Source organism: Pontibacter sp. LHS2, assembly GCF_058932845.1.
In genome coordinates, this window is sequence record NZ_JBZYWG010000003.1 from 524,093 (window position 1) to 549,824 (window position 25,732).

21 protein-coding genes are annotated in these 25,732 nt (G+C 45.8%); 4 read left to right on the plus strand and 17 right to left on the minus strand.

The features are described 5' to 3' along the window. Positions 1–153 precede the first annotated feature (153 nt). A complete protein-coding gene (locus AC5FX6_RS15550) occupies positions 154–948 on the plus strand; it encodes a hypothetical protein (protein WP_493597901.1) in 795 nt (264 codons plus the stop codon). 42 nt (positions 949–990) lie between these two features. Here AC5FX6_RS15550 and AC5FX6_RS15555 read toward each other — a convergent pair whose 3' ends face one another. Continuing rightward, positions 991–1,500: a DUF2335 domain-containing protein gene (locus AC5FX6_RS15555; RefSeq protein ID WP_493597902.1), complete on the minus strand. Its 510-nt coding sequence runs from the start codon at positions 1,498–1,500 to the stop codon at positions 991–993. Further along, positions 1,490–1,735, minus strand: a complete 246-nt coding sequence (locus tag AC5FX6_RS15560; RefSeq protein WP_493597903.1) for a hypothetical protein — start codon at positions 1,733–1,735, stop codon at positions 1,490–1,492. Before AC5FX6_RS15560 ends, AC5FX6_RS15555 begins: the two co-directional genes overlap by 11 nt. A 632-nt stretch (positions 1,736–2,367) precedes the next feature. Here AC5FX6_RS15560 and AC5FX6_RS15565 point away from each other — a divergent pair. Continuing rightward, a complete protein-coding gene (locus AC5FX6_RS15565; RefSeq protein ID WP_493597904.1) occupies positions 2,368–2,871 on the plus strand; it encodes a hypothetical protein in 504 nt (167 codons plus the stop codon). 132 nt (positions 2,872–3,003) lie between these two features. Here AC5FX6_RS15565 and AC5FX6_RS15570 read toward each other — a convergent pair whose 3' ends face one another. The 3 genes from AC5FX6_RS15570 to AC5FX6_RS15580 all read right to left on the minus strand — a co-directional run bounded on the left by AC5FX6_RS15570 (position 3,004) and on the right by AC5FX6_RS15580 (position 4,798). After that, complete coding sequence (locus AC5FX6_RS15570) at positions 3,004–3,588, minus strand: hypothetical protein (protein WP_493597905.1); 585 nt, start codon at positions 3,586–3,588, stop codon at positions 3,004–3,006. A 157-nt stretch (positions 3,589–3,745) separates the two neighbouring features. After that, complete coding sequence (locus AC5FX6_RS15575; protein ID WP_493597906.1) at positions 3,746–3,976, minus strand: hypothetical protein; 231 nt, start codon at positions 3,974–3,976, stop codon at positions 3,746–3,748. A 165-nt stretch (positions 3,977–4,141) separates the two neighbouring features. Beyond that, on the minus strand, positions 4,142–4,798 hold the full coding sequence (locus tag AC5FX6_RS15580) for a hypothetical protein (protein WP_493597907.1): 657 nt from the start codon (positions 4,796–4,798) through the stop codon (positions 4,142–4,144). Positions 4,799–5,404: 606 nt separating this feature from the next. Here AC5FX6_RS15580 and AC5FX6_RS15585 point away from each other — a divergent pair. Beyond that, entirely contained in the window at positions 5,405–6,211 is an 807-nt protein-coding gene (locus AC5FX6_RS15585; protein ID WP_493597908.1) for a hypothetical protein, read from the plus strand. 96 nt (positions 6,212–6,307) lie between these two features. Here AC5FX6_RS15585 and AC5FX6_RS15590 read toward each other — a convergent pair whose 3' ends face one another. From AC5FX6_RS15590 to AC5FX6_RS15635, 10 genes are all read right to left on the minus strand, one after another. Next, on the minus strand, positions 6,308–12,811 hold the full coding sequence (locus AC5FX6_RS15590) for an LPD38 domain-containing protein (RefSeq protein ID WP_493597909.1): 6,504 nt from the start codon (positions 12,809–12,811) through the stop codon (positions 6,308–6,310). Positions 12,812–13,031: 220 nt separating this feature from the next. Next, on the minus strand, positions 13,032–13,445 hold the full coding sequence (locus tag AC5FX6_RS15595) for a hypothetical protein (RefSeq protein ID WP_493597910.1): 414 nt from the start codon (positions 13,443–13,445) through the stop codon (positions 13,032–13,034). 812 nt (positions 13,446–14,257) lie between these two features. Beyond that, positions 14,258–14,572 (minus strand): hypothetical protein, encoded by a 315-nt coding sequence (locus tag AC5FX6_RS15600; protein WP_493597911.1) that lies wholly within the window; start codon positions 14,570–14,572, stop codon positions 14,258–14,260. A 290-nt stretch (positions 14,573–14,862) separates the two neighbouring features. Next, entirely contained in the window at positions 14,863–16,320 is a 1,458-nt protein-coding gene (gene dnaB / locus AC5FX6_RS15605; RefSeq protein ID WP_493597912.1) for a replicative DNA helicase, read from the minus strand. Further along, positions 16,317–17,339 (minus strand): Lin1244/Lin1753 domain-containing protein, encoded by a 1,023-nt coding sequence (locus tag AC5FX6_RS15610; RefSeq protein WP_493597913.1) that lies wholly within the window; start codon positions 17,337–17,339, stop codon positions 16,317–16,319. The genes dnaB and AC5FX6_RS15610 overlap by 4 nt, the downstream gene beginning before the upstream one ends. A gap of 129 nt (positions 17,340–17,468) precedes the next feature. Then, complete coding sequence (locus tag AC5FX6_RS15615; RefSeq protein WP_493597914.1) at positions 17,469–18,257, minus strand: KilA-N domain-containing protein; 789 nt, start codon at positions 18,255–18,257, stop codon at positions 17,469–17,471. Positions 18,258–18,259: 2 nt separating this feature from the next. After that, positions 18,260–18,592: a helix-turn-helix domain-containing protein gene (locus tag AC5FX6_RS15620; protein WP_493597915.1), complete on the minus strand. Its 333-nt coding sequence runs from the start codon at positions 18,590–18,592 to the stop codon at positions 18,260–18,262. An 86-nt stretch (positions 18,593–18,678) separates the two neighbouring features. Then, on the minus strand, positions 18,679–19,296 hold the full coding sequence (locus tag AC5FX6_RS15625) for a hypothetical protein (protein ID WP_493597916.1): 618 nt from the start codon (positions 19,294–19,296) through the stop codon (positions 18,679–18,681). Between the two features lie 8 nt (positions 19,297–19,304). After that, complete coding sequence (locus AC5FX6_RS15630; protein ID WP_493597917.1) at positions 19,305–20,579, minus strand: tyrosine-type recombinase/integrase; 1,275 nt, start codon at positions 20,577–20,579, stop codon at positions 19,305–19,307. A gap of 298 nt (positions 20,580–20,877) precedes the next feature. After that, positions 20,878–21,234, minus strand: coding sequence for a hypothetical protein (locus AC5FX6_RS15635; RefSeq protein ID WP_493597918.1), 357 nt, complete (start codon positions 21,232–21,234; stop codon positions 20,878–20,880). A 266-nt stretch (positions 21,235–21,500) separates the two neighbouring features. Here AC5FX6_RS15635 and AC5FX6_RS15640 point away from each other — a divergent pair, with 266 nt between their 5' ends. Next, entirely contained in the window at positions 21,501–21,917 is a 417-nt protein-coding gene (locus AC5FX6_RS15640; protein WP_493598330.1) for a BrxA/BrxB family bacilliredoxin, read from the plus strand. A gap of 75 nt (positions 21,918–21,992) precedes the next feature. Here the strand turns inward: AC5FX6_RS15640 and purD are convergent, their stop codons facing one another. Both purD and recQ read right to left on the minus strand, forming a co-directional pair. After that, positions 21,993–23,285, minus strand: coding sequence for a phosphoribosylamine--glycine ligase (gene purD / locus AC5FX6_RS15645; RefSeq protein WP_493597919.1), 1,293 nt, complete (start codon positions 23,283–23,285; stop codon positions 21,993–21,995). A gap of 216 nt (positions 23,286–23,501) precedes the next feature. Then, positions 23,502–25,682: a DNA helicase RecQ gene (gene recQ / locus AC5FX6_RS15650; protein ID WP_493597920.1), complete on the minus strand. Its 2,181-nt coding sequence runs from the start codon at positions 25,680–25,682 to the stop codon at positions 23,502–23,504. Between the last annotated feature and the right edge of the window lie 50 nt (positions 25,683–25,732).

The window sequence follows — 25,732 nt, forward strand, 5'->3', positions numbered from 1 at the left end:
TAATCCCTTTACATGGGTCGACTAGATTTCCCGGCTAGGCAAGCCGTTTCATGGAGTAAGTATACGAAGAATGGAATATAGGGTGCAAGGGATAAAGGAAAAGTGTCATATTCACATTATCCACTATTTAGGACATTTATCCTATACTATTGTATGAAGAAGGTAAATCAATACGACGCATTAATAGAAAAATTAACTGTTGAATTCTCGAAGATTCCTAATTTTCACTTAGGTCAAGAAGATGAAAAAGGTAGAAAGATATTTCATTTCGTGGTCAGGCGATACTCGGAGCTGCATACTTACAAAGCCCTGTTTTTGAATTATTATATACCTGCCGCATCTAAATCAGCAGTGGATGGAGTAAATGAAATAAACAAATCAAAATACAAACACCTGCTCCACCTATCTCGAGAAGAGCTAAAAGAAAACTACTACGAGACCGTTCGTTTAGGATATGTTGGCATGTTCCATAAGTTCGAAAATTACGTCGATGACTTAATCAGACATGCCGAGCTGCTTATCTCAGACGATGAAGAGGAAGACATGGCTCCTATGTCCTTAGCTAAATATTCCGAGACTGTATTTAACTATCGTATTAAGGATTGGAAGAACTCCAGAATTATCAATCGTCTGAACTGGATAAACAACTGCATCAAACATTATGACGGGTATCCTATGAAAACTCCCAAGCCTAGCGAGTTTGAAGCTTATCCCGAAACCATGCGCTTAACATTCTCCAAGGAAAATTTACAACATGATCTAGAACGCCTGCTAGATCAGTACATGGACCAATTGAAACTTGTATTTCACATAGCTCTTCATAAAATGTCAAACACGTCTGATTCTTGGATTACTGATGATGAGGCCAGAGAGAAGATGACACTACTTAAAACTAAGTATACTGACTCAATCAAAGGATATATTGATGCGATAAAAGCCTATAAGTAAGCAAACAAAAAAGCCACTTTAATAGGTGGCTTTTTTGTTTGCTTACTTCTTTTGGTCTAGACTTTCCTTTTGAGCTTGTTTTCCAGTTATAAAAACATAAGCCAAGCCTACTAAAGTCGAGGTAATAATCGTTCCTCCAGCCCAGTCATGCCCTTCGTATACAAGGAAGCTGCCGCTGATCACAAGCACTAATGACAAAAAGCCTGCCATCCACTGCCCCGTGCTGCTTTGGTTTAACTGCCTCCTTATAGCAGTCTTTTCCAAGTCAATTCGATGATCCTGTTGTTTCTCGGCCATTGATAGTATTCTGTCCGCAGCCCCTGGCAATATTCCTTCGTACCTTTCTAGAGTTTCAGGGTGAGGTATAGGGCCACTATGCGAAGAGGTTATGGAGATGCGTGTGAACACCTGCATCGCCTCAGTGCGCTTATCAGCGGGTAACGCCTGAACAATACTCCTTACATCGGGCGGGAGCTGCTCTAAACGAATAGGGGCAGCGCCATTACTAGCCTGCCCCCTCTTTTGCGGTTGTCCGTGCGGTTTAGCCGACATGCTTCTCTTGATTCTTATCGGAGTTTTTAGAATTATATTCCTCAAAGGCAGAATTCAGGTCCTCTCCTACCATCCCCCAATCACTCTCTAGTGCGCGCATATCTGCGACTTCTCCATTTGGCGATGTGTTATAGTCAAAGTAATTACCTGCCATGTTTATTACACTGCCCGCCCCCATCAGGAAGCCAGTAGTGGCGAACAGAAAGTCTGTTCTGTATTTAGCGTCTTTGCCCATTTCTATGTAAAATTAATGTCAGACCTTCATAAACATCTACAAGATCCATTCCATTAACATCCACAAATATAAAGTATTATATTGGGTATGCAATGGGTATAAAATAAGTATGCATTAGCTATGCATGAAGTATACATCCAGTAAACACTAGTATGAGGTACGATAATTCCATTAGCTGGTTATCTAGTAGGTTATCTAGTAGGTTCCCTATCAGGACCCTCTACATTCTCCACAGCTGGCACTCAGTCGGCTCGTTACCTATGAACTAATTGATGCTGTTAAGATAAAAGTAACTCTGGTACTGATCCTAGCGGCGTGAGTTTTCTTATTCATACATTCCCAGTATTTTTATAGCTTAGTATTAGAAACAATACATTGAATGTAATAGGGCTAGAATAAAAATTTTGCCTGCATAAAGAATACTGCTATAGCAATTGCTTATATACAAACTTCTTCTTTTCTTGTGTGCTCCTAAAAGTATTACACCGTGAATTTGAAGTTTGAATTAAACTATAAGCGCCTGCTATATATGTTGCTGGGCTCCCGAAAGGGCCAGGCCGCCGTAATACGCGGTAGGACAACTACGTATAGCAGGTTTTCACATTTTACAAAAATCCTAAAAGTATTACATCATGATGGTAAAACCTACTCCCACTACAGGAGGACTCCCCTCTGTATCACAGCCTAATAAATTCATTAACTCAGCAGCTCGGCGCCTCCCTTGGATAGGCAGCTATTTTGGGATTGAAGAGCCGCAAAATGAAAAGCCTTTTCTCGAGAAAAAAGTAGTACAGATTGAGATGCATGTGTTGCATCGAGACATGAGTGTGAAAACCTTCCAGCTCAGGCATTCTCCAGAGGAATCCGGGTGCACTCCTGAAGAAATAGAAGGTAACCTTAGGGGAATGGCTTATCTTGACCCTAAGGCGGTAGCACATATGACCTATGTGCACGAAATCAATCCCATAACAGGAGAGAGATTACAGGAGTCAAACCGGAGCAGGTTTCCATCTGTTCGCATCGGCGAGCATGAGTGGAAGTGGCACGACCATTTAGGGCACGCTGAAGAGATAAAAGCAGTTATTGAACAAGAGTATAGACCGGCAGTTTATAAGGCGTTCTCGGCCTGCTATTAGCCCGCTGCAGGCCCTGTAATAACTCCTAAACACAGAGAGCGGCACAACTTACCTGGTTGTGCCGCTATTCCTTAAAACAATTCCTGCAATACAGCCTCGTAATGATCACCATAGACGGGCTTAACTGGTCGATCAATTGCTTCTTATCCCTTGCCTCAGAAGAGGTGCCCAGCCTCCTGTAATAGCTTTACAGCAAAGGTTAAGGGATGTGCTTGGCAGGCAGTTCAATGAAGTAGTTACTAGTAAGGCGCTTGCAATTTGTTTAGTCACAGAATGCCTAGTGCTTTCGCCCCGGCCGCCGGGCCTGGCTTTTGGTTTTGGTTTACCTTTCTGCTTAGCCCATGCTCTGAGCTTAGCCATATACACAGGATTTTCATGTAGCAGGCCGTTAATGATCCTGCTAACAGCGCTATAGCCAGTCTCAGATACTGTTAGTTTTGTTTCTACAGGGAAAGAGATTCTGCCATATTCATACTGCGCGTATGCATAGTAATTACTTATAGGGCACAGCTCAGGGTCTGCTTCCATCAGCGCGAAATGCACCATAGCCGGTGAAACATGTTTACGGCTGTAAGCTGTCCCCCAGTACCTTTCTCCCATCTCTTCGATCACACAATTTGTAAGTAGTTCGAGATTATTCTGTTCCAGCTCCTTTACATACTGTATGTAAGTGATGCCGGTAATTGATTTTGCGTCTTGTTGGTTTAAAGTTTCCATGGTTCTAGATTTATTTGTTGTCTGATTTATTTACGAATTACAATGTTGTATATACCCAACATTTATGATTTTAAAAAAGGCACCTGCTGCGCCCCTTGAGTGATTGTACGCCAAAGGTAAATAAATGTTTTATATACCCAACATTTTTGCTAAAAAATTATTCGACCTTCTTTTTGCGTCCCTTAAATTCTATTGGATATGCATTCAGCTTTACAGGAGGGAATAAATCTGTATCAATATAACGCTTAACAGTGCCATCAATTGCTTTCTCCTCAATCACTTCTAATGCTCCTCTTTCAATACGGCCATAAATAGCAGAATCAGACACTCCGCAAAGCTGCGCATACTTATAAGGGGTAACGAATCGTGAGTGTTGTGACTTTGCCATAGTAGGTAGCTCTACGCAAACATAAATGATATGTTTTGCATATCCAACATTTATCAACAAAAAAGGCCCCAGCTAATTAGGGTGCATAGCTGGGGCATTGTATACTCAGTTTATCTTAGAGCACTCAACGGGGTGTAGTGTAGCGTTACCCCTTCATAAATTTTGCTAACTCAGCGGAAAGCCGTTGTAAGTGCCGTAGGGATTAGGAGTTGGTATCGCTCCGCGCTGAAGGTCCATACCCGGGATATAATGCTTCCCAAGACCTGGTATAGTCGGTTTCTTCATCTGCATTGCCATCATGCCAACACTTGCAAGGCCTCCTAAAGCGTTGTTTTGATTCTGCATACCTGACTCTTTAAGCGCTGCCTTAGCTGCCGCCTCTTCGTCATACTTCTGGCGCTGGTTGTAGTCCCAGGCCTTGTCCTGAAAACCTGCCTGATTAAGCAACACGTTCTGCAGGTTTTGTCGCTGTCCAAAGAGATAGTTAGAGTTACTCGTTGCCAGGTTGTTCAGAGCGTTTGCTTCATTACCCTGAGCCGCTGCAATAGTAGCTAGTACATTATTACCGGAGCCAGCTTGCTGCGCGGATCTGACCGCGTTAGAGGTTGCGCCTTGAATGTTGTTCTGCGCCGTGCCGAAACCAGGCATCATGCCATTGGCGCCCATGCGGGCTATTTCCGTCATTTCACCCACTGCGCCTGGTATAGTATAGGTAGGGCGAACAGGATTCATTTTATTAGCCTGTCTGGCTTGTTTGATGCCAGTGATGCCCTGATAAATGGCAGGGAGTGCGGCCGCTGCTGCTAAGAATGGAAATGCCATGGTTGCTTGGTTTAGATTAAAGGCTAGCTATTATTCTACTATAAAGTTACTGCTTGTTAGCTTACTTTTTAGCGTAATTTTCCCTAGTAGCTAAAGCAGGTATAACTCCATAATCACTAACCAATCAGGTCATTACATTTTCCCACCACCATAATAACGTCACTGTCTTAGTCATCGTGCATCGACACGCTAGGCTGTCCAAATGAATGGCATCTGGTGCTGATGGCTGCCACTATCAAAACGTTTAGGTATACCATATAAAAAAATGAAACGCCAGCCCGGAAATCGCACCCCACCCGGTCAGGAAAAGGCGTTTCCATTTGCAGCACCCCTCCCCCTCCTTCTATGCAGTTATCTCTTATATTCAAGCATCTTCACAAAATATTTTGTAGCTGTAGGCAGCTGATAATAAATTAAATATATTCACCATCATTTGCATAAAAACCACAATAAAGACTTTAGAATCAGTTTCCCATTATGTGTTCCCCATTTAATTCTTTCTTCTCTTCCAAACCAGCACTTTTAAGAAGTATTGAAGAACTCGAGCTAAAGCATAAAATAAGATTGTTAGACAAAATCAGAAAAGAGCATAACGAGAGTAATTTTTTGTCAACAATTACAGAGATCAATTTTGGTTTATTCTTTGACTCTATAGGAGCTTCTTTGTTCTTTGAAGAGAAATACGATACAAAAAGGCCTGACTGGACTATTATACTAAATGGACAAAAAATAATGGTCGAAGTATTAAGATTAAACCCAATACAACAACGAACTATCATAACTAAATTCTTAAATTCATTAGTTAATGAAATTGAGCAGATACCTGTTGGGTGTTTACTTCATATTTCTATCGACGAGGAGGAGCTAGATGTAAATAAGCTTGATATCAATAATTGCGCTAGAACTATAAAAGAATGGCTACAATCTGAGAGATCGAAAATAGATACAATCACTTTCGACAACATGTTAACAATCGGTTTTGAATCCTATTCTGAAAAATATGAGCATGCTCTTTCGATGTCTGGATTTAATGCTGCGGTCCCAGATTTCAGGAGGGTCAGCTCAAAATCTAGTTCACTATTGAAAAAGGCAAACAAGTATTCAGGGTTAATCTCAGAGTATAGACTGCCATATATTATCTGCATTTATGTCGATTTCGAAACTTGGATTGATGAAAGCGATATTTACAGGATGCTATATGGGTCAAGTGTTGAAGACCTAATAACTGGCTCTGATTATCATTCTCTTGAAGATGCGCTTTTTTATTCTCCTGAGAACTTTATGAAAGATGTAAGCGGAATATTACTAAGGCAGAGGGATACTCATTACTACTTCCACAACTACTCAAGTAACAACTTATTGAGCGCTAAGAATAAAAATAATTTGCTCAAATGGGAACTACAGTATCAATGAAAGATAATGAAAAGCTGATGAAAGTATATCTGAGCTCTCTTTAAGAACAATTGGTTAGGGAAGCCGATAGGGTCCCCATCAGCTTTCTAACCCGTGCTAACGCTTCTTTGGCATCTTCTTAACTTTCTTATCCTCTTTCACTAGACCTGCAACGTTAATGCTTTCCCAATAAGCTCTTAGGCGGGTAGCGTATTCCCTTGCTACTGCACCTCTTTGGGCTCTATCGTCCGCGTTAGAAGCGTTATAGTAATCTTGCAATAAGCGACTCAGTTCTTTGTAGTCTTTCCCACTCTTCAGCCCTAACTCTTTCGCCTGATCGATAACCCACTGGACATCCAGGGCATTATATACCGGGTCGCTTTTCACAAAACCAGTATCAGAGGCATTGAAGCCTATGGAAGGGTCATCTGAAGCGATCTCATCGCTGAGCTTCATAGCCCAGTTACCAAAGTAAGTAGCGTTAGAGCCTATTGCGTGATCAATGTAGCGGGCGTCTATCCCCACTGCCTTTTGCACCCATTGTCCGAGCTGTGATGCTTTGTCCGTATTGCGTTTCTCCAGCGTCAGTTCGTTATCATAAGCAATCGCCCTTTGACGGAAGAAGTCGTAATTCGCCCCGATCTCAACCAATGAACGCGCAGGGCCAGCCAAAGCAGCCTCGTCAACAGGCAGCATGGTTCTAGCCACAGAGCCAGCATATCCCTCGAACGCTTTGTCATTGCCGTAGAAAGCCATGTCCAACAGGCGTTCTAGGCCTGAACCCAACACTCCATTTTCGAACGGCTTGGGAATAGCCAACCATTTGTCTGTACCGATAGGGATGTTGTAAAATAAATCACGTTGGAAAGCTGGCAGCTGCTGGTATTCTTTTTCTTTCTCTTCCCCCATTGAGCCAATGAGCATACGGTTTGCCAGTGACGGAAGAGCTACAAACAGAAACCATCGAGCCATGAAGCCCATAGGATCCTCTTTGGCTGTGCGCACCGTCTTCCGGAGCCCTTGAATAGCGGCGTTAAAGAAGGGAATAAACTTTGTGACCTCCCTAGCATAGTTGCCTGCAACCGCGAAATCCATCAAATCTCGGGCTTCGTAAGCGGCTTTAATATTGGCGCTGTACTCATCCATCCCCTCGGCTTTAGCTTTCCTGTAGGCGGCCGTAAATTCGTTTAGCCTGGTTGAGGTTTCAGACTCAGTGAGTATGTGTTTGTACCAGTTGCCAGCACGGGCTGCAAGCTTCTTTGGATCAGTGAGAATGAAGCGCTTGTCTTTCGCCAGATCTTCCATGATCATCTCCATCTGGGTGTAATAGAAGGCCTCGTCCTTTAGGTAGTGCCCTGCCTGACCGCCACCGAACAGCTCGTAATTCTCACGCATCTTCTTGCGGGTTTCCTTATTAAAAGTGAATCCGCGCTGCGGCCCGCTCTTTGACACCACCAGCCAGTTCTGAATGTCCCTCACTTTGTTTCTGGCAGCAAATACCGGTGAATTGGTAACGGTCCATCGTGTTAGCTTAGGCAGTATTGTAAGTGCTTTCACCAAACCTGAATCCCCAACATTGGCACTCTCCAGGTTCATCAGCGCCTTGTATACATCATCCTGCAGTTGCCAATGCTCCGCTTTGCCATCCACGAAAATCCGGATCGTGTTCTTGTCTCCTTCGACGGCAGGCCTTGCTACTTCTGATAAAGACTCTACATCCCCATGGTACATGCTGCGTGTCCCTGTGAATAGCTCCCGCATTGCCAGCTTAAACTCGTTTTTGTCAGACTCGTGTATAGCCTTGTTGGTAAAGTCGAGGAGAGAGGCGTAGGGGTTCTTGATTGTCGCAGACGAACCTTTCACGTTATGCATCACCGCTCCGGCACTGGCCAGTGTGCTGCCTTTGCCTCTGTGAACAATAATTTCATCACCAGGTGCAGCTTCCAGGGCTCTGTTCAACGCTACGTACTGGGTGTTGTTTGCCTTCACAGCTTCATACTGTTCCTGTGACATGCGACCTTTGCTGACCATATACTGCAGCACCTGATCTGAAAAAGCCTGATATCTCCTTACCGCTTCTTTGATTCGGTCGTATTTGGTAATATCAGCCCCTTTCAGAGCTTCCATCTCATCAAGTCTTCTTCTGGCCTGATCCGTATCTTTAAAGAGTCCGCCACCAATACCTGTGACGATATCGTCATCTGACAGATTGATTTTAGCGATATACCTACTGGACTGCAACGGTGCCACCTTCAACTCAAACTCTTTGTCCAGGTTGCGTAGCTTTACATTCTTCACCCGCTCCAAGCCAGTTATGCGCTCGTCAATGGTATCAGTAATGCGTTTTACTTCTGAAGCTGCAAGTGCCCTGTTTGCTTTCTTTTCAGCCTTAGAAGAACCCTCGTTTGCTGCCAGGAGTAGCGCCCTCACCTTATTGATGACGCGCTTGCTCTCAGTAGACAGGCCTTTTGCGGCTTCGTAGGAGTCGAGCGAACGCAAAGCCGCTTCATTGGCAAGCATAACCTGCCTACCTGCCTTGGCCTGCTGTATTGCCAAAACCTTCTCTTCCAAAAAGCTTTTCCAGTTAGCGATTTGATCGTCATAGGACTGCGTGACAGCACGTTTTTTGTCGTTGCGCATATCCAACAACTGCTGAACTTTGCTTGAAAGTCTCTCTTTATTTTCAGCATTTTGCTGAGCAAACCGCTGAAAGCGTGGGGTTGAGTTTATTATACTCACATCCACGTACTTGCCTTCAGACAGCGCTTCTTCAATCTCTGTCTGAATGCGCTTGTCAACCAGTTCCAGCGAACGCTCCGCAATCATGTAGGAGATGACCTCCTGCTGCTCCTGCTTAACAGTAGCTGCATCAGTAGCGTCAAGAGGTGACAACAGCCAGCGCAGGCTCATGTGCTCGCCCGTGGCATCGTCTACTACACGGTTCATCGATCCATCTATAAGCCCGTTCTCAAGGATGTTGCTAACCTTATCGTTTCTGCCTGCTAACAGCTTTGCAAGAATTATTGGATCTTTACTTGGGCTTAATTCCTTGCTTGAGTTTACGTCTTTGGCATACTCTACAGCTCTATTAAATGGATGAAGCGAGTCAAACCATGCTGTAGAGAGTTTGTCCCACCAGTTTAGCCTGAAACTTCCGTCCTGCTTATTGAACAGCGATGCCATGACGCCTTCCGCCTTTTGAGGCTCCATCTGTACATTAGACATGATGGCATCGTGCGCTGAGGCACCCATGAAAGTGCGTATATCATTTGAAAATCCCCCAATCTGCTGCAGTGTTTTAGCCGGCACCACCTGCTCAAACCACTCAGAGAAACCAGGTGCGCGCATTCGGGCCGCCTCAGGGTTGATCAGGTAGGACCGCACCCATTCCGCCACACCCTCTCCCAGCTCGTACTGCCGTGGTTCAGGATGTCCTTTGGGAGGTTTAGAGCCGTAAGGCGCCAATTGCATAAGCTCCTCTTCAACACCTGAACGGAGCCCATCAGGTATACCCTGTAAGATGCCGTACTGATCATCCAGGGAGTGACCTAATTCGTGGGCTGTTGTACTCAGATCATTCCTATACTTAATCGCTACAGCTGCATTGCGTGGATTGTATGACCCGAGTGCATTTACTCTTCCTGGCCTCCTCGTATAATGCAGCTTGCCTTTTACAACCTTGCCCATGTCGAGCATGATCTGGTTTAATTGCTTTGGCTTACCGCCATAGATAGGATCTGGCGCTATTGCTCCAGGCACTGAAGGATCGGGTAGGGGGGCGCCGATTGGTGCGATTGAACGGCTAGTTTGCAGTGCAGCAGCTTGCTCGCTTCCCGCTCTGTTAACCAACCTGTCCGACTTCTTCATATTAGCCCCATCGATCAGTGCTGGAGTGTTCGATGGAGACTTATCGCCTGCCTGATCTACTAGTGGTGAATCAGTTGATAATACTTTGTCTGTCAGTGGTGCTTTCGCCTCGGTTGTGGCTGGTACGACATCCTGATGCTTTGCTTCAAACGCTTTAACCGCTGCCAGATAATTGACGGCATTGGGGTTCGACAATACTTTACCAGTAATAGCATTGGTAACTTTATAATCTTCATCCTGTATCTCTACAGTATAGGAAGTGTTACCAACAGTGAAGGATTCTTTGACAGTTGCAGACTGTTCATTTTTAGGCATCTGTTCATTCTCTGTGAACTCAATTGACTCTCGAACATCACTATTATTACGTACTCCTTGGCTCTTCTGGACTAGTTCAGGTTGAACAGAAGATACAACCTGACTGATACTTGTTGCCTCGGGTTTGCTTTCTGAGGCTGCAATTGCCTCTGTCGCGTCAACAGGAATAACCTCTGTAACTTCAGGCTTGCTGAGCTTCTCCACCACTTTCCACCCCTTACCGTTTTTCTCCAGCCTACCGGACATCTGCAGCACCGCCTGTTTGGCGTCGGCGCCGGTGATGTTCGCCCCCACATAGTCGTTAGTGTCCACGCTACTCAGGAACAGGTCCACTTTCTCCGGATTCACTTTGAAAGCTCCTGTTGCTTCATTGACTATAAACATCTTTTCAGATTCAGTCTGCGGCGCCTCCATCATGCCGTCTACATAAGGGCTGACATAAGTTACATCTTCTCTATCTGCTGAATCATTTAACTTAGTACTAGGCACTTCTGATTTAACTCCAGTAGCTTCTGGTTGCGCTGCCTGGGTTGCAGGTTTGCTATCGGCCCCATTTCTAACCGCTGCCACTTCTCCTGCTCTGCTCACTGGCTCAGGGTCAGCGGCTTTGGTTTTTGATTGGTCAATGCCTGGCTCTTCATCTGTTACAGTATAGGTGCGTTTGTGATAATCTCCGTAAGCGTCCTTCACCATGCGCTTCACCTGCCTGGTTTTAGGGGCGTTGTATACCTGATTGCCATAGCGTGGCGACTCTGAGGTGATGTCCAGCAGCTTTTCTTCCAGTACTTCGCGGATCTCTGGTTTCAATTCCGGGTTTTGCAGTTCCTCTTCCAGGGCGATGATGCGCTGCTCTGGTGTTGATACTTTGCCTTTGCCGATTGCTGCACCCATGCCACCGCCGACGATGCCGCCGACGACACCAGCCGCAAGGGATTGCTTGCCCACTTCCCCCATGGCCTCACCAAGGTCTTCCGGCGTACCGTAGTTGCCTTGCCCTTTCTCCTTGCCTTCGCCGAGGGTACGGTCATAGGCTACTTCCGCACTCTCCTGCAGCCCGGTCTGAGCGGCTTCGGTTAAGCCTTCCACCGCAGCTCCTTTGGCAATCTGAGGAGCGTTGCGCTTCACCAGCTCAGGAATTATTTCAGATGTTGCTTTAGCGACAGACTCCGTAGTGAGTTTGCCCCCAGTACGCTTGATCACCTCGCGTGAGATTACCTTCATCACGCCAGGAGACGCCACTACTTTCTCAAGGCCCATGCGTTCCAGTACGGCCATGGCAGGTGCTAGCACGATACCGAGTGCTACCTTGTCGTTATCCGACACGCCAGCTTCATCGGCTGCCTCGTACACGGAATTAAGCCCGAGAGCCCCACCGGCAACCAGTGCGCCTGTGCCACCTGTTGCAGCGCCTGCCACAACTATCTGCGAGAGCGTCGCACCAGCCTCCGCCAGCGTACCAAACCATGCACGCGGTGAGTAAGGATCATCCACAATGGACTTCATGCCCTCCGGCGACACATAGGCGGACATGTCCTTGGCAGTGCCGCGCATTTTATCGGCCCACTCATCAGACCATTTGCTGTCGGTCGCATTACCGCCTCCCATCATTTCATGGGTATCACCAGCAAACTCCAGCACCGAGGCGCCAGTATTCACCAGCCCAGGTATAAGCGCGTTGTATCCTCTGGCGCCCACATCCTGCACTGCACCCACAAAACCGCTTCTGTCCGGTGCCATGGAAGCTTCCAGCTCCGCCAGCCTTTCAGGGCTCGGCTTTATCTGATCGTAGGGATTCTCCATCTCCAACGGATTCTGCGGCTGCTCAGGTCGAATCACCGTGGTAGCAGGCACATAGCCCAGTCCTTCCACGAAGCCTCCCTCCGGCTTAATCTGACTGTAGGGATCTGCCATGTTTTGCTCAGCCTTCTGACGGGCAGCGTCGGCTATGGCAGGATCAACCTGGTCGCTTTCTGCGCCCGTTGCGGAAGACTCCGGCTTGGGCTTCTGTGCCGGTGCCTGCTGCGCAAAGGGGTTGCCGTACTTGTTGTAGTACTTGCCGGTGAAGTCCTCCGGCTTTACATCCTTAAAGTACTCCTGCCGGAATTCGTCCAGCGCAGTGCCGAACATCTTCTCGTCAGCCAGCAGCTTTGAGGCGATCTTGTCGTGGTGCTTGCCGCCGTAGTGCTTGTCGGCGATGTATTTAATCAACCCCTCGTGCGATGACTGCTCACTTTGATTCTGCTGAATATTGCTGCCATATTTGCCATCTATATAAGTTCTAAACTTGATAGGATCTGCATCGGGTTTATACTTTTGACGCAGCATGTCTATGGCAATATCATATTTTTCAGGGTTGGAAAAATATTGCTTAGTCTTCTCTGTGTCTTTAAACTTGTCCGGATTTAACCCTTGGATGAGTTTGAGGAGTTCTTCGTTCATGAACCTTAAGTGGGTGGGTAAAAAACGTGTGGAGGTAAATAGCAGGAACGAGGCCAGCTCTGTATTTTTATCACAGGGATACCCTCGCTTCTCAACAATAAATTTACAATTCTAATCGATCAATTCTTACCACAATTTATAATCGCCAATGCATTGATATACAAGGAATAACAAAGAGAAAACACATTCTAATCGAATACCCCAACCTAAGGCATATTTATTACTCAGGTAATTCGCGTATAAAGTGCATCTGTATCCTCACATCCTCCTTGTGTATATTCGCTAATTCCAGATACCGTCTTACTACCTTTAGCCCATGGTACATCATGCTATAGCATATCGGTGACCCCTCGTGCTTTTCCAGCATATTCATCTCATTACCTGCCAGCCTCTTTACACAGTCATACACTCTTCCACTGTTACTCTCGCTATATCCCAGGAAGAAAACCAAATAGGGAACGGAGATAAGCTCTACACGATGGTAGGAAGAGCAGGTGCCGATGATGAGCAGGATATCCAGTTCCAGTTGAGAGAGCCCATACTGCCGTTTCACGTCCCGGTCCGTCCGGGCCTTTACTGCTAGGTCGTCCAGTATGTGACGGTCCTCCCTTAATTTGATTGATCTAACGTCCATCTTTTTTACATACATTGTTCATGCTGTAAAACTATAAAACAGATGTATTCAAATTTTTCAGAGTTTTTGCCGCTTAGTCACCGCTGAAACAACAGCAGAGCATCAAATTATTAGATGGGAATGTAATATTGATTTCATTAGTGCAGGTAAAAGACTATATCACAACATCTTGCGTGAACCATCCCGAAAAATACTTGCGTTTACATCCAGCATATTCCCCCTTATTCCTGTAGAATGCTAAATCAGTAACAACGCAGTTTTACAAAGATTTTAGATTGCATTACCCTTGACTGTTAGCTAGTTGTGGTATGGGGTTGCTTCATGTACACAAGTGTCTCTAAGAAAATAATTTCAGAAATTCCGCCGTAATTGTCACTTTCCAATATGCTAAATACCAGCCACTTGTAATTCCCTTCTTATTCAAAAACCTTCAAAGCGATCTCTAAATAGATAATTCGTAACTTTTTACTGTCTTTTTATCAGACAGATTTAGCACCCAGATTTGCAGAGCAAAGTGCTGGAAACAGGAATTTACCTGGTTTCGCTTTTGAGCAAAATCAATTATCAATTTAAACCATGAATAATATGGAAGCTGAAATGGGAATGTTAATCCTAGGAATCCTTGCGATGACTGCCTTTGTGCGGGTGCTCAAGGAAAAGTAGAAGAGATGGGGAGGGGTTGCAACTGTGCGGCCTCTTCCATTTCGTTACAATGATTTTAGAAGGCTTGGCCAAGCAGGCACCCGGTATAGACCTGTGGTACTTGCAAAAGTGCTTAGTGTAAGATTAGAAGCGCGGGGTGGCGTAAAGTGTTAATGAGGGCGAATCCGGCGCTCCCTTTCAACACGCTGTAATTCTTCAATGGTATACATACTTGGTCTCGACTTCTCGTACTCCATTTTGTACTTGCTGTGAAAACTGTACAGGGTAGCTTTGGTGACTCTCAAATATTCCGCTGCCTCATCCGTAGTGAGTTTATGTTTGCCTGCCCATTTGTCAGGAACTGGGGGCGCTTCCTTAGACTGCCGCTTATTCCAAGCTAGCTCGACGGCAAAGTTGATGATCCCCAATAAATCGGCCCCGCTGATTTGGTATGTGCCCTGCGGGGTAATGTGATGTAGTTTCATTCTTGTAGCTGTTATATGGTTAATAATTTATTTACCTAAATCTAAATAAGTCGTGGTTTATACACAAATACAGAGGTTTGTATAACTAGTCTGTTTGAGAATCGCTGAGAGCCGGACTTTATTATAACAGCCGCCGCAAAACCCTGCTAATACGCACAGAAAAAATATCGCATTGCACTATCTCGCTCCAGCCATATAAGAGCATATCTGGAGGAAATGACACGTTAGATCGCCTTAAAATGCGTTGTCAATCCGATCTCTTTATTATGTCTGTTGTCAAAATTTAAAGTCTAGCTTCTGACACTAAACTCACTCTCGGGCAGCGCTCCAAAAACAGGAGCAGCTGTATATACTTCGTCCACATCTGAAATCCTGTTATGCCCCAGGTCGCACTTAGTCGTGATGGTATCCAGCGGCCCATTTCTATGCTTCGCGAAAATATGCTGCAGGGTGCCTGTTGTGGGATTGCCTAGCTCATCCTCCATGATACCGTAGTACTCTGGCCGGTATAGGAAGCATACCGTGTCAGCGTCCTGCTCAATGGAGCCCGATTCACGAAGGTCAGACAACTGCGGCTTCTTATCCCCTCCACGCGACTCTACGGATCGGCTCAGCTGCGATAGGGCAATCACCGGTATACCCAGTTCCTTGGCGATCAGCTTGAGTCCGCGTGAAATGGAGCCAATCTCCTGCTCCCGATTGCCTTTCTGATCACCGCGCATCAGCTGTAGGTAGTCCACGATGATCATGTCAATGTCTTCGTCCGCCTTTAGCTTCAGGGCTTTGGTGCGCAGCTCCATGACGGAGAGCCCCGGCGTATCGTCCATGATTAGGTTGTTGTTCTGCAGTATCCTGCTCATCAGGATCACCTCTTCCAGGTCGTCAAGCGTCAGCTGCGACTTGCTCAGCTCGTTGTTGGTAAACTCCGACTCGGAGGCGATCAGGCGGTACATCAACTGCATATAGCTCATCTCCAGCGAGAAGAGGGCGACTTTCTTTCCGAACTTCAATACGGCGCTCTTCGCATACTGAATAGCGACCGCCGTTTTGCCCATGGCTGGACGGGCAGCGATGATGATCAGGTCACCAGGCCTCCAGCCGCCTGTCAGTCGGTCAATGTTGGCGATACCAGTCGGTACTCCTACTAAACCAGACCTGCCTATACCTGCTTGTATCTGAGCAATCGTTTCAGCGAATGCCTGCGATGCCGTCACCGGTTTTTTTGTAATCAGGTTGTCGAGCGTGGAATTCAGCCCTCGGTTCAGGTCGTTGAGCAGATCAAAGGAATCCTGTGTGCTGTCCAGCGCACCGGAGCGCAATGTCTCTGCCATTACAAGTAGATTCCGTTTCGTGTATAGTTGCAGCAGGTAGTGGATGTGCGTCTCCAGATTGGCCGACGAGTTGATTTTCGAGGTTAGTAGGGCAACTCCATGTGCGCCTCCCGCCTGGTCCAGCTGATTCTGGTTGCGCAACTCTGCGATGACAGTCAGCATGTCGATGGGAGTACCTGTCTTGAAAAGCGCCTCGATAGCTTGGTAGATAATCTGGTGAGCTTTTTTGTAGAAGAACTCCTCACTCTTGATAATCCCAAGTGCCACACGCACGGCGCTCGTTTCCAAAATAACAGCCCCTAATACGGCCTGTTCCAACTCTTCATCGAATGGAGGCACGTAACCAGCTAAGAACTCTGTTGATAATTCGTTATTCGGCTGCTTCTGCCAGCCTCTTGTGTAGTTGTTGTTTCTCATTTGTAGACTCTTGTAGCTTGCTCTTCGATCATTTTCTTGAGGTTGAAGTTGCCTCTGATCCCGCTAGAGGTTGTGCTAGTAGATGTAAATGAACTGTGTTGGGTATTTCTATCTTTGCTGAGCCATGTGTTGATTGTCAGATAAACAGAATTATACTTTTTGCAGTCTTTATAGTTCTCAAGCCTTAGTAATACATCTTTTATATCCTGCGGCTTAAAGACTTGCATGAGCGTATGCAGCTGCGTAGGCATAAGTTGCTTACTGATTTTCAGAACCATCTCGAATTTTTGCTGTTCAAACCAGTCGCGGAAGGCCTGCCATGTGCTGGCAAATTCAGGCGGCAGGGCAGCTAATTCTTCCTCAACTGTTAATTCCGGTTTCCCTTTCTTAGCTTTCCCCCTGGGTTTGCCATCATTCTTGTCTGATCCATTAGTTTCAACTTCATTAGGTTCTCTTTCAGAGCCGGAAGGCTCGCTAAGTACAGAAAGAGTTTCTTTTACTTTACTTTCCTCTTCTCTTCTTTCCTTTGTTGAGTTGTGTTCAGCACCTGTTAACACTTGTTCAACATTTGTTGAATCTTGCAAGTGACTATCTGAACCAACAGGGTCTGCGGCATCATTTTGATCTGCCGGATCATCTTTACTCACTCTAGCCCTTTTTTCTGCGGAAGCTTTCCCTGCCTTGCTTCTGCTTTCTGCTACTTTTTTGCGATCTTCTATATTCCTCAATACTCGTTCAGAGTAGAAGAATTCACCGTCAGACACTAGGAGTTCATATTCTGTACAGCAGTCGTGGACGACCTTCTTGAGCTGCTCAGTATCTGCAGACATTTGCTTGGCAGCCCCTTTAAAAAACCTATCTTTCATTGGAAGCCTGTGTTCCTCTTCTTCATGCAACAATTCAACTAGGCACCAATAAATTCCATAGCCTGCCGGCCCATGATCGGACATGAGAGCACTTATCTTGTGATCATTCCTGGAGTTGTAATCATGTTTGAAGTAAAAAGTATCTTTTGACATCCTGATGCTTAAAAAACATTGAAATGCCGTATCCCGATAACAATAATAATTGTATCTTTACTTGGTAAACGACAGTAAAACACACTGAAACTTAAGCCGTGCTTTGTGGAGATTGCACGGCTTTTTCTTTTATTTCAACCTAGAGCTTCGCTGCTCAGGTTTACGGCTATTTGTGATAGCCTTGGCAACATGCGCCGAAACAGATTTGCATTCCTGCATGCACTCGTAGTTGCCATATAGGCTCTTAAGCTTGATGTTCTCAGCTGCCATCGCCTCTGACAAGATTACGGCCGCCAATTCTACAGAGCCAAAACTGTCTCGTATTTTAGCTTTTTTAGGGAGCTGCTTCTTTTGCCTTATAGTTGCTGTATCACCGCCGAATAAAGGGTCATAGATAGCATTGGTGCATACCCTATATCCGTTGTTATTGCCTCCTCCGTTTGTAACCCCATGCTGCTTGAGAATAGATGTAAATTCAATCCTTTGTGCTTTACTCTTCAGCCGTGTACTGATCCAACTCTCGTCTTTCCCCTGCTTTTCCCAGTCCCGAACAGCTCTATCTACAGCCAGATCAGGATTTTTCGTCTCCTCCAGCCGTTGGAAGAATACTTCATTTACTGCGACGTGTAGTTTGGGAGAGAGATATTTAGCATAAGCCAATGCAATCTGCTTGTGTGCAAATGTACCTCCATATCTGCCTGCTTTAGATTGCACGAGTTTTAAATCCCCCATTAATGGGGTAATTAGATCTCGGAGGGCTTCGATAAAGCTTGTGGTGGACTCCCTATTTTGCCATGTTGAAGGGTCTTTCTTGTTAGGAGAACCAGCAGCTCTCCAAAGGTCGGTCAGACTGATTTTCCCTTCTCGGTCGGTTCTGACTTCAACAGCACCAAATTGAAGCTTGGCTTGTTTACTCATTCTTACCCCCTCCTCTCATTAGAAGGTCGAAGGTTTTGTAGCCTGAGTCTGGGATCCTCCAGTGCTGCCATGATCTGGGCTTCCTTGTAATATACTCTTCTCCCAATACGATAGAAAGGTATTTTCCCCTGATTTCTCCAGTTGTAAAGGGTCGCTGGTGAAATTTTCAGCTTTTCAATTACCTCACTGGTTTCTAAGATGACATCAGCGTCTTTGCCCGCTTGTGGTGCTGTTAGAGAAGGGGCTGGGGCGTGGCTGTAATGTTCTGCTATTGCCTCGGCGATTATTGCCTTCAGAGAGTCTTTGTCTAAAGACGTAAAAAGAATTTGGGTCATGTAGAATACCTGTTAGTTGATATTCCAAAGGTATTCAAAGGGGGTTTTTAAAAATGAGAAGCATTTCCGTTTTTTCTGACCAATTGTTATTGATCGAGTATACTTAAGATGTTAGCCCTCACTTTATTTCTGTATCTATAATTTTTAGAGTAGCCATCCCTGTACACTCTTTCCTCAAATTTCAGCTTGTAAAACATATTGAAAAGCCTTCCTATGTGGCTTCTGTTCTTGGTTTTCAATAAGCTGCGCTCAATGAGTATAGTAATCAGAATATTCAAGTGGTGTCCGGCACCAGGCGTATTCCAAAATGATCCAGAGGCGTAGCCACCATTCCACCATGTATCATGCACTTTCATAGTTTCGGTAACCCGGCCTATAAGTAGAGGATCCGGAAATAGCTCCTCTAATGTATCGATCCTTGGGAAAACTTTTTGATCAGCATATTTTAGCTTTGCATTTAGAGCCTTTCTTTTCTTCAACAGCTCTTTAACCAAAAGCTTGGTAGCATCAATTTCAAGTTCTGGTCTGGTAAAGCCAGCATCAACCTTCTTCAGTTTCTTTATATATGCTCTACACTCAGCAATCTTGTTTTCCAGGAGTGTTACCTGCCCATCTATTGCATTACTGCTATCTTGTATACCCTTGATGAATACAGCATATCTTTCAGCCGCTATGTGCTTTGCGCCCTTCTCTTCAATTAGCATGGAATCAACTAGGCAATCTTCAGTTTAGGCTCATATTTAAAGATGCTGTCCATCTCTACACGCTTCACCTTAGAAGTGATTTTAATATACTTCTTAAAGGTCTTATAATCTTTATGCCCTGTAATCTCCATACATGTCTCCGGCCTTCCCCCCTTCTCAAGCCAGAGCGTCACGAAGGTGCGTCTTGCCGTATGGGTCCCAATAACCTCATACTTCTTTTTATGTTCCTGAATCTTCTCGGCGCCTCTATACTTCGTGAATGTCACTGGGTCGTCAATCTCTGCCAGTTCGCATAAATCTTTAAGGTGTGCATTCGTCTTTTGATTTGAAATTACTGGCAGCGGTCTGGCATTATCTTTATATTTTGACAGTATTTCTAATGCATAGTTATTAAGAGGAACCTCAAGTACATCTTTTGTCTTCTGCGTCACGATGTACCAGGTATTCCCCCGTATCTGATCATGGGATATCTTCAGTATATCAGAGAACCTCTGGCCGGTATAGCAACCAAAGCAGAATACATCCCTTACTTTTTGCAAAGCCTCTTTGCCTGCCAGATCAAGGAAATACAATCGGTGTAATTCCTCCTCAGTTAAGTACACGATGTCTACTTTCTCTTTTGAGTACCCGAACTTTTTAAAGGTAAGTTTACTGTTGTGCTCCTGCTCCGTCGCCCAGTTTAGGAAAGTTTTTAATATCCGGATATTCTTTTCAATCGTGTTGTTGGTATGTTTCTTTTCTTTTATCAGGTAAGTGATAAACTGCTCCAAAAATCTATGGTCCAAGCTCTCGAAGCTTACCCGAAACTTATAAGCATTGGCAAAGTCTTGCAGGTGGTTAAGCGTTGTCTGGTATTTCTTCAGGGTACTTTCGCTCTTTTGGGTACTTCGAATCTTAATGAAGTTCGCATAGACTTCCCATAATGACAATGTTTCCTCGACTAAGATGGGCTGCTCCACAAACAAAGGACGTATTAATTCCTTTACTTTTTCAGTGGTCAGCGCTTCCTGGTGTGATGAGGCATTGAGTAAGGCTTTGGAAGCTGCAGCATGCTTGCTCGTAAGCCAGGAATTAAGTTCAGACGCCCCGGTATAGCTGCCCTTTACTCGCTGCTTCTCTGAATCCCAGTATTTAGCTAGTACTTTCTGACCGGTGGAGAGTTTTACAGTTTGGGTCTTTGTCCCGCCTCCTGCATTTATTCTGAACCTTACAAACAAGGTAATCGGCGTAGGCTTCTTGCTTTCTCTGTCGCTGCGGGTTTCAAGGTAATAGCTTAGGTTCATCTTGTCTCGAATTTAGACACAAGATACGAACACGAACATATTACGAACAAATTTCTTATAGATTATTAGATATTATTATTCTTCAATAGCTACAAGACACCGTTACAACTGTAGCAAGGCGGTTTTAAAGCAATAATCTGATACATTATCTTTTAATGACCTATAAGGTTTCGACTCCCTTCGCGACCACCGAAAAGGCCTCTCAGAGAAATCTGAGAGGCCTTTTTCTTTTATACTTTACCTTGACAGGTATAGGATGATTATTTACTGTTCGTAAGCTTATTTATTGGATAACCCTCTAAGCCGCCATACTCTCAGGTAACGGAAACTGCTGCTTAAACTCCTCTAGCTCGCCCATTACTTTACGACTTACATTATAACGTACGTGGTCTTCATGGAGCTCGTCCCAATGCACGAATATTTGCCATACCTGGTTTCCACTGAAATTCTGTATTTCGGACTCCGTCATATCGCGCACAAAAAAAGCATCCAGCGTTACGTCTTCCTCACGCATGGGCACGTGAATATAAGTGCGGTCACAATTCAGGATTTGAATGAGCTCAGCTGGTCGCTCGTCGTTGGCGGGCATGTAAAAGTAGGCTACCTGATGAAGTTTTTTAAAGCCAAAAGGATGCGGGTAAGGGTATGATTGCATAGGCAGGTTTTGTTCAGGGGTCGCGCATAATCCCAGCAAGCCATGCACACAGAACTAGGCTAATAACATAGCACACTGGAATAACAGTGTATACCCTACTTCCTATGCTTCAGTTTAGCTAAATCGCATATTCTCAAAACTATACAAAAAGTTATATCTTAAGTTCCCTATTAATGAGTATGGTATTGGTCTATAGCCTTTCTGCAGAATTATGATTAATTTTGCAGTATTAAATATCTTTCAATTTAAAGCTGATAATCATGGGAATGTATCCTGAATATATGGTCGCTCCGATCCGTGAAGACCTGACATCTGCAGGCTTCGAACAACTAATGACTGCTGAAGAAGTAGAGCAGGCGCTTTCTTCAAAAGAAGGTACTGTGCTGGTTGCGGTGAACTCAGTGTGCGGATGTGCTGCCTCTAAGGCTCGCCCTGCCCTTAAAATGGCTGTTGCCTCTTCTGAGAAGCGCCCAACTAAAATGATCACTGTATTTGCAGGTATGGAGCAGGACGCTGTGGCCAAGGCGCGTGAGTTCATGCTGCCATACCCTCCGTCGTCTCCTTCTATCGCCCTGTTCAAAGACGGCGAACTGGTGCATATGATCGAGCGTTACCACATCGAGGGCAACGAACTGAACCGTATTGTAGACAACCTGCAAGGTGCTTTCGAAGCGTATTGCTAAGCAATAGCCCACTATAAAAACAAAGGCCGGTGTTTCTCGAAACACCGGCCTTTGTTTTTATCAGGTATAGCCTGCCTAATGCATAGGCTGTTTCGCTAAATCAAAGCCTATGTCGCGACGGAAATAGCGGTCTGTCCAGTTAATGGCTTCTGCCGCCTTGTTCGCTTTCGCCAGTGCTTCCTCCATCGTATTGCCTAAGCCGGTTACTGCAATCACGCGGCCACCGTTGTTCACAATCTTGTCATCAACACGCTTCGTGCCTGCATGGAACACCAGGGTATCGGCATTCACCTGCTCCAGTCCACTTATCTCTTTTCCTTTATCGAATCCCTCTGGATAACCACCAGATACCAGGAACACGGTTGCAGCTGTGCGAGGGTCTATCTCTAGTTTGAAATCGCCGAGCTTGTGATCGTGCAGTGCCAGGAATAGCTCAAACAGATCGGACTTGATGCGTGGCAGGATAGCTTCTGTTTCCGGATCACCCAGACGTACGTTATACTCAATCACGTAAGGGTCACCGTTCACATTCATCAGGCCGATGAACAGGAAACCGGTATAGTCCAGGTTGTCGGCCTGCATGCCGCGTATGGTTGGGTCTATGACACGCTCGCGTACCTTCTGCATGAAGGCTTCGTCGGCAAACGGAACTGGCGAAACAGCGCCCATACCGCCTGTGTTCAGACCAGCGTCACCTTCGCCAATGCGCTTGTAGTCCTTCGCTTCAGGAAGCAGCACATACTCTTTGCCATCTGTTAATATGAACACTGATACTTCTATACCTTGCAGGTACTCCTCGATCACTACTTTGCTGCCGGCCTTGCCAAACTTATGCCTGCGCAGCATCGCCTCCAAGCTGTCAATGGCTTCTTCAAAGGTCTGTGCAATGATCACGCCCTTGCCTGCTGCCAATCCGTCGGCTTTCAGTACTACAGGGTAGCTGTGCGTCCGCAGATACTCCACGGCTTCGCGGTAGTTGCTTTCAGTGAACGTCTCGTAACGTGCCGTCGGGATATTATTCTTTTGTAAGAAGGCCTTGCAGAAATCCTTGCTGCCCTCCAGCATAGCACCCAGCTTCTTAGGACCTACGACCAGCACATCACGCAGAAAATCCTTCTCCTGGAAGTAGTCATGTATACCTTCCACCAAAGTGTTTTCCGGACCAACCACTACCATCATGATATTGAAGTCGGTTACGAACTTGGCAACCTCATCGAAGTTGTGGATATCGATGGCGCAACTGGTGTGGAATTCATCTGTGCCTGCGTTTCCTGGTGCTACAAATATCTGCTCGGCGTATGGGCTCTGACTCAGTTTCCATGCCAGTGCATGCTCTCTAGCTCCAGATCCTATTATCAATACGTTCATAGTCTAATTGCTTGTTGCTGATTATTAAATGCTGCTCTCAGCCTTACCAAAAGCGTTGTTGCGAAGTTATAAATTTATAATGCTCAGTGCAGCACAAATCATGGTTTTTACTTTTTGATACGATGATTTGCTCTAAAACAGGAAGAGACCGCTGCACTTTTACAACGGTCTCTTCACCTTTATTCTTGCTCTTATTTATGATCAAACGATCAACATTTAGTTAGCGTACTCTGACAGGAACTTGATGCGCATCAGGCGTACATCCTCTTCGCTGTAATCGTCTGTGCCAAGCTCCTTAAGCGCCACCGCAATATTGTCGGTGCTGGCACTCATGAAGTAGTCGTATATCTCATCCTGGCGCTCATCATCCAGAATATTGTCGATGTAGTAATTCAGGTTGAGCTTTGTACCTGAGTAGCAAATGTGCTCAATCTCTTCGATCAGTTCCTGCATCGTCAGGTCTTTGGAAGAGGCGATCTCCTCCAGATCCACCTTCTTGTCTATCTGCTGGATGATGTAGATCTTGATCTTGGACTTGTTCACAGTGGTTTTCACCACCACGTCAGCAGCCGTTACAATGTCGTTATCCTCTACATACTTGGTGATCATGTCCAGGAACGGCTTACCGAATTTCTGCACCTTGCCCATACCCACTCCGGCAATGTGCGCCAGGTCTTCTTTGGTGGTTGGGTACACGGTCGCCATCTCTTTGATGGATGGGTCCTGGAACAGCACGTAAGGAGGCAGACCTTTCTCTTTTGCCAGCTTCTTGCGCAGGTTCTTCAGCATGTCGAACAACACCTCGTCATGCCCGGCTGATGCCTGCGTTTCTTCCTTCTCCTCGTCCGCCTTTACCTCTTGCTCATAATCGTGGTCCTTGCTCAGCTGGATCGGATGCGGGTTCTGGATGAAGTCAAGCCCTTTCTGCGTCAGCTTCACGATACCAAAATTTTCAATGTCCTTCTCCAGATACTCCGACAGTAAAACCTGACGCAGCACAGAACTCCAGAACTGCGAGTCGTGCTCTTTACCGGCGCCAAACACTTCTAGTTGATCGTGCTCGTAACTAGTTACATGTTGGTTGCGCAATCCCGTGAGTACGGCTGTATTATGATCGATGCTGAAGCGCTGACCTGTTTGCTGTACTGTTTTTAAAGCCAGCTGTACTTCATCCTGTGCCTCAAAGCGCTCTTTAGGGTGCAGACAGTTGTCGCAGAAGCCACAGTCTTTCTCGTAGGCTTCGCCAAAGTAATGCAGTAGCTGCTTACGGCGACACACTGCTGAGTCCGCGTAAGAGGCCATTTCCTGTAGCAAGAGCTTGGAGTTATCGCGCTCTGTTACCGGCTTGTCTTTATTAAATTTCTCCAGCTTGATGATGTCATCGTAGCTGTAGAACATGATGCAGTTTCCTTCGAGACCATCACGACCTGCGCGACCCGTCTCTTGGTAATAGCCCTCAATCGACTTAGGTGTATCGTAGTGAATCACGAAGCGTACATCCGGCTTGTCAATGCCCATGCCAAAGGCAATGGTGGCCACAATCACATCCGCATCTTCATTCAGGAAGGCATCCTGGTTCGCCATGCGTACGCTGGAATCCAGACCGGCATGGTATGGAAGCGCTTTCACGTCATTCACACGCAGCAGTTCGGCTACTTCCTCTACTTTCTTGCGGCTCAGGCAGTAAATCACACCGCTCTTGCCTTTGTGCTTCTTTACATATTGGATGACCTGCTTCTTGGTGTTGTGCTTGGGGCGCACCTCGTAGTACAGGTTCGTACGGTTAAATGACGACTTAAACACAGAAGCCTCGTCCATCTGCAGGTTGCGCTGGATGTCGAGCTGTACCTTAGGCGTAGCGGTTGCCGTAAGGGCGATGATAGGCAGGTTGCCGATCTGATCAATGATGCCACGGATACGACGGTACTCCGGACGGAAGTCATGTCCCCACTCCGAGATACAGTGCGCTTCGTCGATGGCCACAAACGAAATGTTGGAAGCGCGCATAAACTCGACCGTTTCTTCTTTGGTCAGCGATTCCGGCGCCACATACAGCAACTTCACTTCTCCAGCCAGTGTTTCCTTCTTTACCTTGTTGATCTCCGACTTAGAAAGCGTGGAGTTCAGGAAATGGGCGTTCACCCCGAAAGCGTTCAGTTGGTCGACCTGATTTTTCATCAGGGCAATAAGCGGCGAAATAACGATGGCAGTTCCCGGCAGCGACAGGGCAGGTAGTTGGTAGCACAACGACTTGCCAGCTCCGGTAGGCATAATCACAAAGGTGTTCTTTCCGTTGATAATATTGTTTATTATCAACTCCTGATTCCCCCTAAATTGATTATACCCGAAAACTTCCTTTAATTTGTTTTTGAGATTGATCTCCTGTTTGGTAGACATGTAATAAATCAGAAATTTAACTGTACAGCAACGTATCCCCTTGGGAATAC